Source organism: Colwellia sp. MT41 (assembly GCF_001444365.1).
Taxonomy (GTDB): Bacteria; Pseudomonadota; Gammaproteobacteria; order Enterobacterales; family Alteromonadaceae; genus Colwellia; species Colwellia marinimaniae.
Genome location: NZ_CP013145.1, coordinates 895,422 through 910,720, shown reverse-complemented (window position 1 = coordinate 910,720; position 15,299 = coordinate 895,422). Strand labels below are relative to the sequence as shown.

Here is a 15,299-nt window from a genome sequence, read left to right as displayed (position 1 = left end):
AGGCGCAGGTTAATCGATTGATTAACCTGCGCCTTTTTTAAGGTATTCATTGGCTGAGTAGGCACTAAAGAATGCGAATATTATTTTGCTATTTGCAGTAGCTCAGGTAAAAAGTTCTCACTTTCCAGCGCTAACTGACATTGCTGCTCTAATATATCTTGTAAAATTTCTTTCGTGGTTAATGGGTTGGCCAAGACGACTCTAAAAACTATTACTTTTTCACCGCCATATTTACCCACTTCAATACGAGTACGTGAAACAAAAGAGCGACCGTCTTCGCGTTGGCGTTTTTGAATAAACTTGGTTAACTGACCAAGTAGCAAATTCACCGATTTATTGGCGTCATTATCATTACGAGCCAACAGTGCTTGTACTGACTTAGGTGCATAACGGTAGGTTAACAGACACAATTCAGGGCGGGTAATTAACTCAAAACTATCATGCTGATTAATGATCTCAGCAAAATACTCCGCTTTTTCAATAGCCTGATTAATCAGCATTTCATAACCTGGTCGGCTAATAATATGCAAACTGGCATACACTAACATCGCCATGCCCGGGCGAGAGCCTTCAAGGGTATGACTACCTAAATCTTTTGAGCCTTTACGTAATATATATTCGGCGTGATGCTCAATGGCACTCACCGAGCCAGGGTCTTTAAATATAACGATACCAGCGCCCATAGGCACATACATCTGTTTATGCGCGTCAATGGTTACTGAGTCGGCTTGTTCGATGCCTTTAAGCAAAGGACGGTACTTATTCGATAACAATGTAGCTCCCCCCCAAGCGGCATCAACATGAAAATGACATTGGATTTTCTGAGCAATGACAGCCATTTTATCAAGAGGGTCAACATTACCGGTTTCTGTGGTACCGGCAACACCAACAATAGCGAGTACTTTGATATTTTTAGCGCTAAGTTGCTGGCATTTTTCTGCCAGCTTTTGACAATCTATTTTATTATTTTCATCGGTGGCAATGGCAATAACATTCTCTTGGCCTATACCGAGAATATCAGCGGATTTTTTCAGTGAGTAATGACCACGTTCCGAGACTAAAATAGCTAAGTCTTGATAGCCATAATGTCTCATAGCACGGTGTAAGCCTTCTCGAGCTACGCCTCTAAAGTCACCGTCGGCTTGCAGTAGCTTATTTCGTGCGACCCATAAAGCGGTAATATTAGCGACTGTGCCACCGGAGCAAAAAGTGCCCAGTGAATGCTGTGCGCTATGCATCCAACTTTTATAAAAATCATCATCCTGTTGATAGATCAAGTTATGCATCATACCGATAACTTGACGTTCTAGCGGGGTAAAAGCCTTAGAGGTTTCAACTTTAACTAGGTTCTGATTTAAACCCACCATCAGCTTAGATAAGGGTAAAATAAATGCTGGTAGCGCTGAGGTCATATGACCAATAAAACTAGGACTAGAGGTATGTACTGATTGCGCGACTAATTTATCGAGCAAATGATGCATATGATCTGAGACAAATTCTGGCTGCTCAGGAATATGAGGATTAACAAAATCTTTCTCAATGTCCGATAACGCATTTTTACTGGCAACAATATGGTTGTTTAAAAAACCAACCAAATTTTGTGACATTTCTTGCTCAAGGCGCCCCAAAGTAGAATCAGGCGCTTCGGCAATAGTAAAAATTCGATGTAATGACTCTTGCGTTGCCTCGGCAATGCGCTTAGTTGCTCTCATACTGTTCACTTAACTGTTCACTATATTGACTTGCTTGACCAATTACTGTTATGCCCATACGCAAGTTTAATACTTATTGGCTATTTGTAGCTAACACGAAAAACGCACTTTAATAAAAAACAGCGCAAAAGTCTTGTGATTTCGTCAACATTACTAACTATATTCATTATCTATGTAGGATTAATTGCCAACAAACTTGTCCACTAGCTTGGTATTTTGCTTCAAACGGCGTCAGTGCAGACGAGGCTTCGACTACCGTTAATGAAGAAATTTCACCGTGCAAATTAACCTGCTTAGCCGCTTGTTGAAACTCGGCTAAGTAGATCCGCCAATTACTGCGTAAAATAAGCTGCTGACCAATACTGGCCATTTGTGGAAATACGGCACTACCATGCCAACGGCGCTGTAAATGCTTAGACTTAGGCCAAGGGTTAGGATATAAAATGTAGTGCTTTGATACCGGCCAATTGGCGCTTTTCACCAAACGATAGAAATCATTAAGATCGGCGCGCACTAAATGATAGTTTTGTGCACTAAAACCATCTTCCGCAGCAAAGCCTTCAACATTGCGATTAATTCTATGAGCTGACTTATCCACACCAATCACTAATGCTTGTGGGTTCTGCTGAGCTAAGATGCGGGTACTTTGTCCGACACCACAACAAGCATCTAAGATGATTTCACCCTCAGGGTTAGCCACTAAAAAATCTTGTACCAAAACATCCATTTGCGCAAAGGCTGCTTGCGTGTGTGCTTGATAAGGCTTTTGAAATACATGGCTAAGATGCTTTTTCACCACCTCATCAAGCTTCTCATGAATGCCCGCTTGATTACTAATAATTGCTTTAGAGTCACCCAATGCTGGTTGCGAGTTCAATGTGGTCATTTTTCCGGTAATATTAGCTGTCATCTTTTCTGTCATGTTAAGTTCTAAGTCCTATACCTTTAGAGATAAGTACCATGGCAATGGTAAATAAAGTGACAATAAAGAAAATAATCACGGCAAAAGCTGTCACAAGACTAACATCTGATATCCCTAAAAAGCCATACCTAAAAGCATTAACCATATAAACAATCGGGTTAGCCTGCGAAACGCCCTGCCAAAACTCAGGCAGTAAACTGATCGAATAAAACACCCCACCAAGATACGTTAACGGCGTTAAAATAAAGGTAGGAATAATAGAAATATCATCAAAGCTATTAGCAAAAATAGCATTAATTAAACCGCCTAAGGCAAACGTTGCCGATGTAAGTACCACAGTAGCGATAATCACCCAAATATTATGTAGTTGAATATCAACAAACAACAAGGAAACCAGGGTAACAATCAAGCCAACTAAAATACCACGACACATACCGCCGCCAACATAGCCCGCCACAATCACCCAGTTAGGTACCGGCGCTACCAGCATTTCTTCAACATTTCGTTGCCACTTAGCGCTAAAAAATGACGATGCCACATTAGAGTATGAGTTCGTGATAACACTCATCATAATAAGGCCAGGCACAATAAACGACATATAATCAAAGCCGTCCATTTCACCGATACGCGAGCCAATTAATGAGCCAAAAATAACAAAATATAAGCTAATAGTAATGGCTGGTGGTACTAAGGTTTGCACCCAAATACGCATAAAACGCTGTATTTCTTTGGTTAATATACTTTTTAAGGCAATAGAGTTATTCATTTAGTTTGCTCCGACAACAGCACTTTGCGGCTTAGTTTGCCTAGCGCTGGACTTTTTATTGATCAAACTCACAAACAAGGCTTCTAAGCGGTTACTTTTATTGCGCATACTCTGTACCTCAATATTAGCCACGCTCAATTGTTCAAAAACCTGATTAAGGTTTTGCGCCTTTTTTAAATCCATCTCCAAGGTATGATCATCAATAAGTCGATAAGTAATGACGGAGGATTGCTTAACAAATTGCTCAAGTTTACTTACCGCGGTCCCCTCTTTGATATCGAAAATAAAGGTTTCAACATCTAATTGTGCCAGTAATTTTTTCATACTGGTATTTTCAACAATTTCACCACCATCAATAATGGCAATATTGCGACACAGCATTTCAGCTTCTTCTAAATAGTGAGTGGTGAGGATAATAGTAATGCCTTGCTGATTTAACTCACGTAAAAAACTCCACATCGAGCGACGTAATTCAATATCAACGCCAGCCGTTGGCTCATCTAATATCAACATTTTCGGTTCATGCATTAAAGCACGGGCAATCATTAAACGACGTTTCATACCACCGGAGAGTGTCCGCGCGGGTGCATCACGTTTATCCCATAGCTCAAGTTGCTTTAGGTACTTTTCTGCCCGCTCTATAGCCACAGATTTAGTTACACCATAATAGCCAGCTTGATTCACTAAAATATTCATCAAGGGCTCAAACTGACTAAAATTAAACTCTTGTGGTACTAAACCGATAAAGCTTTTCGCTTTTTCCAAATCAGTATCGATGTCATAACCAAATACTTTTACTTGACCGGCCGTTTTATTCACCAGCGACGTTATCACGCCAATAGCTGTAGATTTACCGGCACCATTAGGGCCAAGCAAGGCAAAAAAATCGCCCTGTGATACAGTTAAATCAATACCTTTTAAAGCTTGAAAACCGCCTTTATAGGTTTTTTTTAATGCGCTAATTTCTAGTGCGTAGGTCATGTTAGCTGCCAGTGAAATATGGATGGATATAAATATGGAGCCTAACTATTTATTTTCAATAGCGCAAATATTATATTTAGCCGCTAAAGCTAGTTTATCGTCCCTTTTATCACTAAGCCTCTATTGTCTGTCGGCTAGAAACTAGTGATATTAAATTGAGCACAATAAGTCATTTGAATTTATGACTTATCCTCATCGTAGCCACAGTATAAAAGAAGGTGCTGGCACTTACTTGCCTTATAAAACCATGAAAACTGCGTTTTTTAAAGCACACTTGTAGCTCAATACGTAATAATTCAACATGCCTATGTAGTTTACTCAGGAACTTTTTGTATACGTCATCTTCGAAGTCTCTGATCGAAGATCCATTGCTCTTTATACACTAGATCCCCGATTAAAACACCACGGGGATGACGATCCTGAGCCAAGTGCACAGGCATGTAATTCAATAAAGAATAGCGCACTAAAAAAGAACCATAGCAACAGTACCTCACTAGATGCTCTTAACTATTAGAGCCAACAAAAATGAGGCACTAAAAACTGGGCATCAAAAAGGGCAAGGAGCTTTAACTCCTTGCCCTTTTTATGGGGAAATTAACGATTAGCTTGGCTTTGCTCGGGTACTTTTACTAATATTATGACTTCTATTATTTCTTATAGTTAGTAAAAGACGATTAGAGCTGTCATTACTATGCCATTCTATTATGAGGCGACTACTTATGGTGCCACTAGGCTTGGCTGGTTCAAGTTGCTTAACAGCTTAATAAAGCTCTCAGCCTCTGTTAAGCTGCCAAAACGGCCAATAACATCTTCATTATGGTCTGCCACCTCATAAGAAGTTCTTATAACCTTGCCGCTGTTATCCAAGATATTTATTTGTACTAGAGTAAAACCAGATCTACTTGTTAGTGTTTTTCTACTTTGCATAAACTACTCCGGTTGCAAATATTGGCCGCAAATAACATTGAGCCCTTTTACTTCCTTATAACTTATGCAACACCTTGAAAAATACCGTTAACTTCTAATAAATGAATTAACGCCATCGCTATACCCTAGGGCAAAAGCTTGGTGAACACTTTTATAGCCACCATCAGCACTGACCTGTGCGTCTCCTAAACTATCAATATCCAAGCTAATGAAATTTTGTAACAGCGAGCCTTGCTTGAAGCCAGAGTTATAAGCGCAATGGCAACACTTATGTTTACCTTTACCATGCATTTGATACTCAGCTAAGGTTGTCAATGCACTTTCGTCAAACTGCCGCTGGTGATCTTGCTGGCATGACATTTTATCCTGCCTACTTACTTTGGTTAAGCTTTGTGAGCCAGCAATAAGGCGGGGTGCTGCAACTGCAACCTCATTGCCTAGGTTAAAGTCAAAAGTTAAGTCTAAGCTCGGTGATAACATTGCACACATTTTTATTGCCTTCCTTGCCTGCGAATATATAAATACTCTTAGGGAAGTTAATGATTTTTTTCCTTAATGCACTATTCCATAGTTACAAGAAAAAAAACATTACACACCATTACAACAACAATGACATTACCCTGACATTAAAAAAATTAATGATTTTTACCGTTAAAATCGTACAAAAAATGACAAGCCATTACGAATGATAAAATATCAGCCATAACTTAAAAAAAAACATGCTAAATAAATAATAATACTAAGCAATGATTAAATAACAAGTTATTGCGCATAAATACATTGAAAAGCAAGATAAATAACAGTATTAAGTAAGCTGTAATTAGCTGTCATGGTTTGCGAGGCAGTAAGTCTGTAAATTTATGTTCAGCTTTTAAGGGAAACTCATTCCAAGTACAGAAATAGTACTGAAATTCAGCCATAAAAATTAAGTAGGATATGTCATGAACAAAGTTATTAAAGTTTTATCTCTAGTGTTGGTATTAACTAGCAGCGTTTATTTACCTAGTGCCTTTGCAGCTAGCACCACTAACACTACAGAGATGTTAATCACCCTGGCAGAAACTGACCCAGTTCTCATTGACAGATTAAATGACATTGCCTTAACGGATAAAAAACTACTCAAGCAATTATTGAATATGGCTGAGTCAGAGCCAGTAAAACTAGAAAGATTATTAAACTTAGCAGAAAGAAATGCCCATATGTTTTGGATGATAGCGAATATTTATAACGCACAATCGATTACATTAGAACAGCCGGTAGAAGAACAACCATTTTCAACATTTGGGGCTATTCAAGATGGCGGTGGCATTATCCGAAATTAAGCTGATTAACTCATTGCGGCAATGAAACTTAAAATCATCTCAAAAGAACGTAAGGTCAAATTGAACAGCGGGTAGCATTATCATATTTTTTCATTAACTGTTGAAACTCAAATTCTGCGCATAAACCATCAAACCAAGGAAGGTTAAACCAAACAACACCTATATGATCCTTTAATGCCTTTTTCACATGATGAAGTGCCGAAGCATTTTCTTTTAACAAACTATAAACGATGGCTGAACTATAAGATACTTCGCCATTTTCTGGCGCTAATGCTTGCGCTCTAGTTAACGCTGCTATCGCCAAATTAGCTTGCTTTAACTGGCCATAAGCTTGCGCTAAATATGTTAAAGACTTAACTTCATCTTTATCTGCTAAAATGATAACTACTTTTTGATAAAGTGAAATAGCCTCCGATTCATTTCCTAGAATCATTTCAATATCGGCTAAATTTAATAAATTAACAGGGTGCTTGGGGCTTAGCTTTAACGCTTTATGGGCAAATTCAAGCGACTTAATATATTGTTTATTTAAGCCATAAGCTAAACTTAGATTACTTAAGTCTTTACTATTATTTAAACTAATAACTATTTTTTCATAGGCACTAATGGCTAATTCCAGCTTGCCTTGCATTAGCCAAATATTTACTTGTAAACGTTGTGCGATAGAATTATCAGGAACAATTTCAAGCATTTCATTTAATGAATACTCTGCTTTAGTTAAGTCACCCAAACGCCAATAACTAAAGGCAATATTGTTTAATAGTGCTGTACTGGGTCTGAGTTTAAAAGCATTAGCATATGAGTCAGCTGCTTGTTGATATTTTCCAGAGCTAAAAAACATAAAGGCTTCAAAACCTAAAATGGTTAAACCATCAGCGCCTCTTTTTTTCGCTTCAGTAATTTGAAGTTTTGCTGCTTTAACTTGTCCCATATCCGAGGCTAACCAAAACCTATCTATAGCTTCAAAAACACTGTAACGGTACTCAGGTGGTGAATTTTGTAATAACTGTTCTAGCTGTTGAAAGTATTTTTTATCCTTTGAATCCATGTACAAATCTAAAGCGGTATCCCTATATAGGCCATAAGCAGCATATAAATAGGGAGAGCGAGTTAACAAGGCTTCTAACTGATCTAAACTGTCAGCACTGTAATTGCCATGACCTTTAATTTCACTATAAAGTTCGATGTAGTCACGATAATCATCTTCATTAATAGGCCGCTGCACTAAAGCTGATTGGTTTACTTCGGAGTGTTCAGGAAAAAGTGCAGCAAACTGCGTTTGGCTGGTACTAAAAACGGCACTAAATCTATCTATCGGTGCTAACCAATTTTTCTCAGATTTCACCGCTAACCTGTCACTGTTATTAACGTTCGCCACTAAACGAGAAAAGCTCACCTTGCAGCGGTTATTATCACACTCTAGCTCGGTGGAAATAATGTCTGATGCACCTGTTGCTTGCCTTAGTTTATTCAAATCATCTGGATATGCTTTAGTAATGGCATTCACTTCTCGTTGCGAGATTAAATACATATCTTTAGTATTTATCACTGCCTGCCTTAAAGCATCTTCTACCGCTGAAGTAACTAAATCTTGTTGCATAGGCGCCATTATTGAGCTGTCTGACAACGTTGGTTTTAATATAACAACTTGCTTACTTTCCACTTTATTAGTCTGATCAAACCAATAAAGTAAAATCAGCATAATACATAATATGGTCATGCTAGTAATGGCTATATTGCTCTGTCTAAACCAGGGTGTTGGTAAGTTTTCAGCTAGCTGAATAGGCTGGGTAGCGTATTCATTCGCTGTTAGCTGAGCAGATAACGGCAACTCACCCAAAGGTACTTCACTTAAAGGTATAGTTGCTTGCTCACTTATTTCAGCTTGTATTAACGCGGTTCTAATATGTTTTAAACGATTTTCTATGGCGCTAGCCGTTAAGGTTCTTTGCTCAAGAGGTTGGATTAACATTTCCATTAACAAATCGGTTAAGGCACTGGGTGCATTAAGCATTAAGTTTTTAGCGTGTTCCGGCGTTTGCTGACATATTCTTTGAGCAATATCAGTGGCTGAGCCGCCATTATTACCAAGAGTAAAAGGATGGCTACCCACCATTAATTGATAAGCAACAATACCAAATGAGAAAATATCACTACGATAATCTAAAGGTTTTTTTTGTATTTGCTCTGGCGACATATAAAGCAAACTACCATATTGCATGCCTTCAGTACTGTCGGTCTGCTCATTATTAATTTCGTTGCTTGCTATCAAGGCGATGCCAAAATCAGTGATTTTAAGCAGTCCCTGAGCATTCACTAAAATATTGTTCGGCTTTAAATCACAATGAATAACATCACTTTTATGCGCCGCGGCTAAGCCGGCAGAGAGTTGTTGCAACAAATCTAACTTTTTTACTAGGGTGCAGTAGGACTCAAGTAGAAATTGCGTCAAGGTTTTACTATTGAAATACTCCATGACTAAGGAGATATGATCACCTTCATCATGGACATTATAAATTTGGATAATATTAGCGTGATTCACCCGCGCTAATAAACGTGCTTCTTGTAGGGCGTGATTAACCTCTCCATCTTTCGGCTGATAGGTTAATTCTTTAATCGCTACTTGTCGTTGTAATTGGTTATCTTGGGCTAGGTAAACCTTACCCATACCACCCTCACCCAATAATCGTTCACGGCTGTAATGTGGTAACTGATTATCCATGTAATACCGTAAGAGAAATCTTATCTTGTCCGCGATTGACAATCAGTTCATTGCCTTTATAAATACGATAAAAAATGCCCGCAAAACGTATTTTTTTACCTTTACGCTCAATTAATTCATCACCGTCACAAGCGCCATCAAGCATGTCTCTAAATTGCTGTTTAGCGCGACAAACATGGGTATTAAAAAGGGTGATATCACAGCCTAGCTCTTTGGTTAAAATTTCTGGCAAGCGCCAACCTTGATTATCTTCATCAATACCATTTTTTGCGTCTTCATCACGATGTCTAGCCAAGCTCAAGGTTAAGTAATGATGTGCTTTAATGGCTAAAGAGAATTTTTCATCATCAGTCGTTACCGTCAATTCGGTATTTTCTTCATCCTGACTTAAATTAAAGCGATATTTTATCTGATGAGCTAATAATTTAGGTTTAGCCATTAACACGGTATTTTCAGTTAAGGGAATTAATTTTAACTGCCACTTTTGATTCGCAAAAAATATTAAATCCGAATTTACCACAGGATAAGCACTGCCGTCGGTATCAACCAAGAACTCTTTATACCACTGGTCTTTACTCGGCACATAAAACAAAGCAATTTCAGGATTTTCTTCTGAGGGCAGTAAATTGCCATCGGATAAAATAATGGGTGTTTCAGTAGCGTGCTCACCCTGTTGCTCAATAGGCAGTAACATGTTTTGCGGAGGGCTCAAGTCTTGTATGACAAAGCCGTGGCTATCACTTGCAGCAAAAAATATCTTATCGCCGACCTTGAGTTTATGCGGGCTATCTTTAACTAATTTTTGGCTGTTTACCCAGGTACCATTATTACTGATATCACGAATAAGCCATTGGCCGTGGGTCCAATCAACTACCGCATGTATGCGAGATACTTCCTGAGCATTGATAACAGTATCAACATTAGTCGGCGAACGGCCAAAACAATGACAGGCATTTAAGTAACTTAACGCTTTGTTTTTACTACCAAGTTCTAAAATTGAAGCCATATTATTATCATTGATACGTTAAGTTGATACTGGGATGCAAAATGCATGGAAAGGTTGATTGTATATAAATACAAGTGACTCTTCTAGTGAATATACTAACTTCTCGTATTACGCGCTAGTAACTAACTAAAAAACAGCCTAAAAAAGCATCGAGAATACAATACTTTAGTCCTTATTTACTCTTACCTAGCTAAGGTTCAAGTAATAATTAACAACAAAATATCTATTTAAATCAACAGTAATATTGTATTAGCTAGTCTGGTGCAGGCATAATAATGAAGGTATTCATCACTAAGGAAGTGAGTGCTAAATCAATACGTTAATTAAGAATAATAAACAGTTATGATTTATTTTTTAAGCGCATCCTAGCCAAAGTTGCCGAAAAAAGGCAATAAAATATGATGGCGAGTGTACTAGCTTGTTTGATAAGACCATGAAGACTGAGCTGGCAAAGAGTATTTATCAAACCGTTAAAGAGCTCACAAAAATGTAATAATAAGAGGGCAACCAGTGTTGCGTTAGTTGCTCTATTACGTTATTAAACGAGCAATTAAGGATGTCTTGGTTGCTAGTTTATTTAGCGAGTCTTGCATCAGCCTATTTATTTTTAAAATGAACTTGGCTTCGATTGGCTGACATTCACCACGGCATCATAAGAAGTAACCCCTGAATACTTAGCTGCAGCTGCTACATCTTGTTTCACTTCAGCGATGATTCTTGCTTCTGTTACCGAGTCTCTATAACAAGTGAACCACGTTGTCGTGACCTTAGCTAAGGTCATCCAGCCACTATCTCTTATGTGCGCATAAAATTTTTCACGTTGCTCTGTCGAAGTCTTTTTATCTAAATCTAGGGATAGCATTGCATGCATGATTTTTTGTTTCCTTGCCCACAAAAGCGTGGGAAATATAGAGGCCTACATCAATGTTGATGACGAATAACGCTAGCGTTTGATAGATTAAGAGCTGTGACTCTGTCCATGTATTGTCAATATCTTTAGCAATTTCTGTCAGCCCATCGCCACTCATAACAATTAAAAGTAATTAATATCAGTAATGACTTAAAAATAATTACTGGCTTTGGCCCTTATTTTTCATCTTTTTCACAAGACGGAAAAGGCATGCAAAAAATGATTATTGGCGTTTTTTGCTCGCCTTTGGCGGTGCCGCTGAAATCATGTTCTTGACCAGGGCTTTGAGCAGAAGCAGTGCTAATGAATAGCGTAAGGAATAACAGAGTGATAACAGTAATTATTTTATTCATGGTTTCCATCTTTAAAAATTAGCGCTTAGATGGAGTTAAACTACGGCAAATTAACGACAATAAATAACTGCCGTTTACTGCTTTTTACTGCCGTTGTCGGATATTTGTGCAATATATGAATCGTTAAGTACTTTTTCACTGAAGTAGAGCTTTGCGTCTAATATCTTGAACTCTTTCAGATTTATGTTGCTCATGTGTTTTACTGGCTCAGTACTGCCATTAAGTATTGTTGAGTAAAATGCTCGTTGATGGACAAAGTAAGCAACATCATTATCTACTAACCATTGCCTGCCACTACCCAAATAATAATCTGCTAAATAGGGTATTGCTTGAATATTCTCAGATAAACTCTCGGGTAACTTTTCGGGTAAATCACCAAGTAAGTGATTGGCTAAGTTACTTAATAAATAGATGCCAAACTTTTCTTCCTGGGTAACATAGTATTTATCATTGTTACAATCTGCTTTAATGCCCGTGACTCCTTGCAAGAGAATATTAACAGTGCCGGTTGATGGCTTAATTTCAGCTAAAGACCAGACATCCTTAATCTTGGTCGAAGCCAATATGGTATGGTTATTACAGTGCCAGATTGGGCTTCTAAATAACGCATCACTGCTAGCTACTTGTTGATAACGTGGTTGCTTTGGTTTTAAATCCATCACATTTAACCTTGCATCGGTTAAATAAACTAATGCGCTAGCATTACCAGACAAATTGAGTTCTTTAATTGATAGCGACTTTTGATAGTGGGTCAGCTGTTTTAAGCTGCCATTATTATATAGCCAAATTTGTTGTAGCCCAGATCGATTGGAAACAAAAACATATTGCTCCGGTGATGTGCTTATTGGTGTAATTGAATGATCATTAAAATAGCTTTCTTGCAGCTGTACGGTTTTATAAGAGCCTAATGTCGCCTTATATAAATCACTTATATAAAACTCACCAAAACCCACTAAAAAATGATGGTCTTTAATCACTTGAATGGTTTGCGAAGGTTGGCTCAGTTTTGTTATTTGGCGGTGAGATTTTTTAGCTAGATTAAATTGCACAATATAAGCGTCTTGGTCGATATAAAAGAACGATTCCCCATCCTTTGCCCAAGATACATTATATAAAAGGTGACTATAGCTAAAGGCTAAAACTTGCTCTTTAGTTTGCAAATTCATAAGGTAAGCACGACCAAGAGCCGCAGAGTCAAACGTTAATATAGCTAAGGTTTTTCCATCAGGACTTAAGCTTAAACTGTAGTCACCGTAGGCATCTTCCGTTGGACTAGTTAGTTGTTGCACTTTCTCAGTATTTAAGTTGATGCGCTTAATTTGCATTGGCTTATTTAGTGCGGTTTTATAAGAGAAGTACAACCACTCATTATCATTATCTACCACCACTGGGCTTTCGCTTTTTTCTTTACCGCATGACGTAATAATTTCGGGTTTCGCAAAAGTCATTTCACCAATAAGTTCTACCTTTTTTACCCAGCATTCTTCTTGTGTAAAGGCCTGATAATATAAAGTTGAACCATTACGACTCCAACTAGGCGTACTTGAAAATTCTGCCTCATCCACCGATAAGAACTGATTACTCGACAATAACTTAACTTTAACCTGATATTGCAAGGTTTTACTTTTAGCATGAGTAAAAGCTAGGTATTTACCATCAGGAGATAGACTGGGGTTCAGCTCCTGACCTTTAATATAGGTAATGGGTTTTGTGGTAAATGTTTTACCATTTACTGAGTGGTCAGTACTAAAGTGGACATATAACATGATTATTAAAGTTAACGTTAGCGAAACGTATAAGGCGGCATATAAAGGTTTAACAATAGTGTTTGTTGTTATTTTTTCAGCGAGTGTCTCTGACGGTTTATCGATTTTTTCCTCGATTGATTCAATGAGTTCGGTTACTTCACAAACTAAGCGATAACCTTCACTTCTTTCATTTATAAGGTTTTCATCTGCTTGCCAACCTAAACTTGCTCTCAGTTTTGTTAACGCCGCCTGCACCGTTTTATCTTCTACGGTACGTTTCTTCCAGACACTGCTATGTAAAAGCTCAGAGCTAATCAACTGGCCTTTATTTTCAATAAATAAAGTTAAGATATTGGCTAATTGTGGCCGTAACTTTTCAACAGAACCGTCCGCTTTAACCACGGTTTTAGTCGCCGGGCAAAAGGTTAAATTAGCTAGCTGATACTTCATTAACTTATGCATGGTTTTATTCATTAAGGGCTCGGTTCATGTTTATTGCTTTACCTACTCGCTAAACTTGTTTTAAAGACAAGAAAAACCTTTAAACTAATGATAAAATTGAGTTATTACGCGAATAATAAATTTATATAAAATAGATTGTATATAAATAGCCACCACTCTACTAGGTAAGATAACAAGATATCGTCGAGTTCAACTCATTCATGGTAGCAAGCTATCACTAGTTCAGTTTATTAAGACAACATCAGTGTTTTTACCTGGGAAAATTCCGATATAGATAATCATTAAGTTAATCCTTTTAAATAAAGCAGCTTATCTATGAGCCCAGTTTATTTATTTCAAACACCTTGCTAGCCCTCTATAAGTTTCTTCTATGCAAAAAAACAAACTAACAACCCGTTTTTATTGATAAAAACATACTAGCTAGCTCAAGGAGCAAGCCCTATTTCAAACAAACGTTCACTTTGAGTGTTTACCACCAAGACTAAGCTGATTAAATAGCTAGCTACATCAATATTTTTTGTAACTTACCTGCTACAATAGCAGCTATCTTAGTTGTAACTTTGAATTGACTTTACCATGGCTAAAAAAGCACTCACCATTCGAGAAAAAACCATCTTCGACGGTATTTTCATTAAATACTTCTTAAAATTTATGTTTACTCTTTGGTTTAAACTTGCTGGTTGGAAACTTTGTAAAACAGCGCCTGAAGGTGCAGGTGTGGCTATCGCTGCTCCTCATACTTCAAACTGGGATTTCTTTTACGCCCTAGGTGCAGCTATTTTGCAAGATGTGAAAATTTACTTTTCGGTAAAAGACACCTTATGTCGAGTCCCAGTGTTAGGCACTTGGATGATGTATCTTGGCGCCATACCTATTGATCGTTCCGCAAAAGGCATTGGCCAAGTTGAGCAAATAAAAAACTTTATCAATAGCCAAAAATTAAACCGAGTGTTTTTCTTATTCACTCCAGAAGGAACACGCGGCCTAGTACCTAAATGGAGAAGTGGCTTTTACCATGTTGCCCAAGGTTGTGACTTACCGATATTTTTAGCGAAAGTAGATTACTTAAGTAAAGAGACTGGCGTTTTTCATACCTTTAAATTAACCGATAATAAAGAGAATGATATTAAAGCGATACAGGCGTCTTACGAAAGTGTTCAAGGTAAGTTCCCCATAAATCAATACCCTCCATACACAGGTAGCATGCCAAAGATTTCTGAAGTTGAAGCAAAAATAATACAAGCGCTGTACTCATTTAAAGGTGTTGCCACTAAAGTTGAAATTACCGCAAAAGCAAAATTGGGTGAGCTATCAACTAACATGTTAGATTTTTTAGTTGAAAAAGGCTTGTTAGAAAAAACCCTGCGCACAGATAAAAATATTGAGCCTCACTATCAACTGACCTTCGCCGGTCGTGGCTGTTTTTTACATTTATCGCCGAGTGTATAAATACCATTTACGCGAGTAA

The 15,299-nt window shown here is 37.8% G+C and carries 13 protein-coding genes; 2 read left to right on the top strand and 11 right to left on the bottom strand.

What is annotated here, in order from left to right:
• Window positions 1-80 precede the first annotated feature (80 nt).
• The 6 genes from panP to CMT41_RS03810 all read right to left on the bottom strand — a co-directional run bounded on the left by panP (window position 81) and on the right by CMT41_RS03810 (window position 5,797).
• Window positions 81-1,712 carry a pyridoxal-dependent aspartate 1-decarboxylase PanP gene (panP, locus tag CMT41_RS03835; RefSeq protein ID WP_057179869.1) on the bottom strand — a complete coding sequence of 544 codons (1,632 nt, stop codon included), beginning with the start codon at window positions 1,710-1,712 and terminating at the stop codon, window positions 81-83.
• 166 nt (window positions 1,713-1,878) lie between these two features.
• On the bottom strand, window positions 1,879-2,634 hold the full coding sequence (trmB, locus tag CMT41_RS03830; protein WP_082606418.1) for a tRNA (guanine(46)-N(7))-methyltransferase TrmB: 756 nt from the start codon (window positions 2,632-2,634) through the stop codon (window positions 1,879-1,881).
• 1 nt (window position 2,635) lies between these two features.
• A complete protein-coding gene (locus tag CMT41_RS03825; RefSeq protein ID WP_058026413.1) occupies window positions 2,636-3,400 on the bottom strand; it encodes an ABC transporter permease in 765 nt (254 codons plus the stop codon).
• A complete protein-coding gene (locus CMT41_RS03820) occupies window positions 3,401-4,381 on the bottom strand; it encodes an ABC transporter ATP-binding protein (protein ID WP_058026412.1) in 981 nt (326 codons plus the stop codon).
• A gap of 717 nt (window positions 4,382-5,098) precedes the next feature.
• On the bottom strand, window positions 5,099-5,308 hold the full coding sequence (locus CMT41_RS03815) for a hypothetical protein (RefSeq protein WP_058026411.1): 210 nt from the start codon (window positions 5,306-5,308) through the stop codon (window positions 5,099-5,101).
• 87 nt (window positions 5,309-5,395) lie between these two features.
• Complete coding sequence (locus tag CMT41_RS03810; RefSeq protein WP_058026410.1) at window positions 5,396-5,797, bottom strand: hypothetical protein; 402 nt, start codon at window positions 5,795-5,797, stop codon at window positions 5,396-5,398.
• A 452-nt stretch (window positions 5,798-6,249) separates the two neighbouring features.
• Here CMT41_RS03810 and CMT41_RS03805 point away from each other — a divergent pair, with 452 nt between their 5' ends.
• Window positions 6,250-6,630, top strand: coding sequence for a hypothetical protein (locus CMT41_RS03805; protein ID WP_058026409.1), 381 nt, complete (start codon window positions 6,250-6,252; stop codon window positions 6,628-6,630).
• Window positions 6,631-6,685: 55 nt separating this feature from the next.
• Here CMT41_RS03805 and CMT41_RS03800 read toward each other — a convergent pair whose 3' ends face one another.
• The 5 genes from CMT41_RS03800 to CMT41_RS03780 all read right to left on the bottom strand — a co-directional run bounded on the left by CMT41_RS03800 (window position 6,686) and on the right by CMT41_RS03780 (window position 13,843).
• Entirely contained in the window at window positions 6,686-9,352 is a 2,667-nt protein-coding gene (locus CMT41_RS03800; RefSeq protein WP_058026408.1) for a serine/threonine-protein kinase, read from the bottom strand.
• On the bottom strand, window positions 9,345-10,358 hold the full coding sequence (locus CMT41_RS03795) for an FHA domain-containing protein (RefSeq protein ID WP_057179862.1): 1,014 nt from the start codon (window positions 10,356-10,358) through the stop codon (window positions 9,345-9,347). The genes CMT41_RS03800 and CMT41_RS03795 overlap by 8 nt, the downstream gene beginning before the upstream one ends.
• 607 nt (window positions 10,359-10,965) lie before the next feature.
• Window positions 10,966-11,229, bottom strand: coding sequence for a hypothetical protein (locus CMT41_RS03790; protein WP_057179861.1), 264 nt, complete (start codon window positions 11,227-11,229; stop codon window positions 10,966-10,968).
• A 215-nt stretch (window positions 11,230-11,444) separates the two neighbouring features.
• Window positions 11,445-11,621, bottom strand: a complete 177-nt coding sequence (locus CMT41_RS03785; protein WP_157447788.1) for a hypothetical protein — start codon at window positions 11,619-11,621, stop codon at window positions 11,445-11,447.
• A gap of 74 nt (window positions 11,622-11,695) precedes the next feature.
• Window positions 11,696-13,843, bottom strand: coding sequence for a winged helix-turn-helix domain-containing protein (locus CMT41_RS03780; RefSeq protein ID WP_058026407.1), 2,148 nt, complete (start codon window positions 13,841-13,843; stop codon window positions 11,696-11,698).
• 564 nt (window positions 13,844-14,407) lie between these two features.
• Here CMT41_RS03780 and CMT41_RS03775 point away from each other — a divergent pair.
• A complete protein-coding gene (locus tag CMT41_RS03775) occupies window positions 14,408-15,280 on the top strand; it encodes a 1-acyl-sn-glycerol-3-phosphate acyltransferase (RefSeq protein WP_057179849.1) in 873 nt (290 codons plus the stop codon).
• The last annotated feature ends 19 nt before the right edge of the window (window positions 15,281-15,299 follow it).

Bases quoted from the DNA above. Each gene is read 5' to 3' on its own strand.
- panP (WP_057179869.1), bottom strand. From the start codon at position 1,712: ATGAGAGCAACTAAGCGCATTGCCGAGGCAACGCAAGAGTCATTACAT.
- trmB (WP_082606418.1), bottom strand. From the start codon at position 2,634: ATGACAGAAAAGATGACAGCTAATATTACCGGAAAAATGACCACATTG.
- CMT41_RS03825 (WP_058026413.1), bottom strand. From the start codon at position 3,400: ATGAATAACTCTATTGCCTTAAAAAGTATATTAACCAAAGAAATACAG.
- CMT41_RS03820 (WP_058026412.1), bottom strand. From the start codon at position 4,381: ATGACCTACGCACTAGAAATTAGCGCATTAAAAAAAACCTATAAAGGC.
- CMT41_RS03815 (WP_058026411.1), bottom strand. From the start codon at position 5,308: ATGCAAAGTAGAAAAACACTAACAAGTAGATCTGGTTTTACTCTAGTA.
- CMT41_RS03810 (WP_058026410.1), bottom strand. From the start codon at position 5,797: ATGTGTGCAATGTTATCACCGAGCTTAGACTTAACTTTTGACTTTAAC.
- CMT41_RS03805 (WP_058026409.1), top strand. From the start codon at position 6,250: ATGAACAAAGTTATTAAAGTTTTATCTCTAGTGTTGGTATTAACTAGC.
- CMT41_RS03800 (WP_058026408.1), bottom strand. From the start codon at position 9,352: ATGGATAATCAGTTACCACATTACAGCCGTGAACGATTATTGGGTGAG.
- CMT41_RS03795 (WP_057179862.1), bottom strand. From the start codon at position 10,358: ATGGCTTCAATTTTAGAACTTGGTAGTAAAAACAAAGCGTTAAGTTAC.
- CMT41_RS03790 (WP_057179861.1), bottom strand. From the start codon at position 11,229: ATGCATGCAATGCTATCCCTAGATTTAGATAAAAAGACTTCGACAGAG.
- CMT41_RS03785 (WP_157447788.1), bottom strand. From the start codon at position 11,621: ATGAATAAAATAATTACTGTTATCACTCTGTTATTCCTTACGCTATTC.
- CMT41_RS03780 (WP_058026407.1), bottom strand. From the start codon at position 13,843: ATGAATAAAACCATGCATAAGTTAATGAAGTATCAGCTAGCTAATTTA.
- CMT41_RS03775 (WP_057179849.1), top strand. From the start codon at position 14,408: ATGGCTAAAAAAGCACTCACCATTCGAGAAAAAACCATCTTCGACGGT.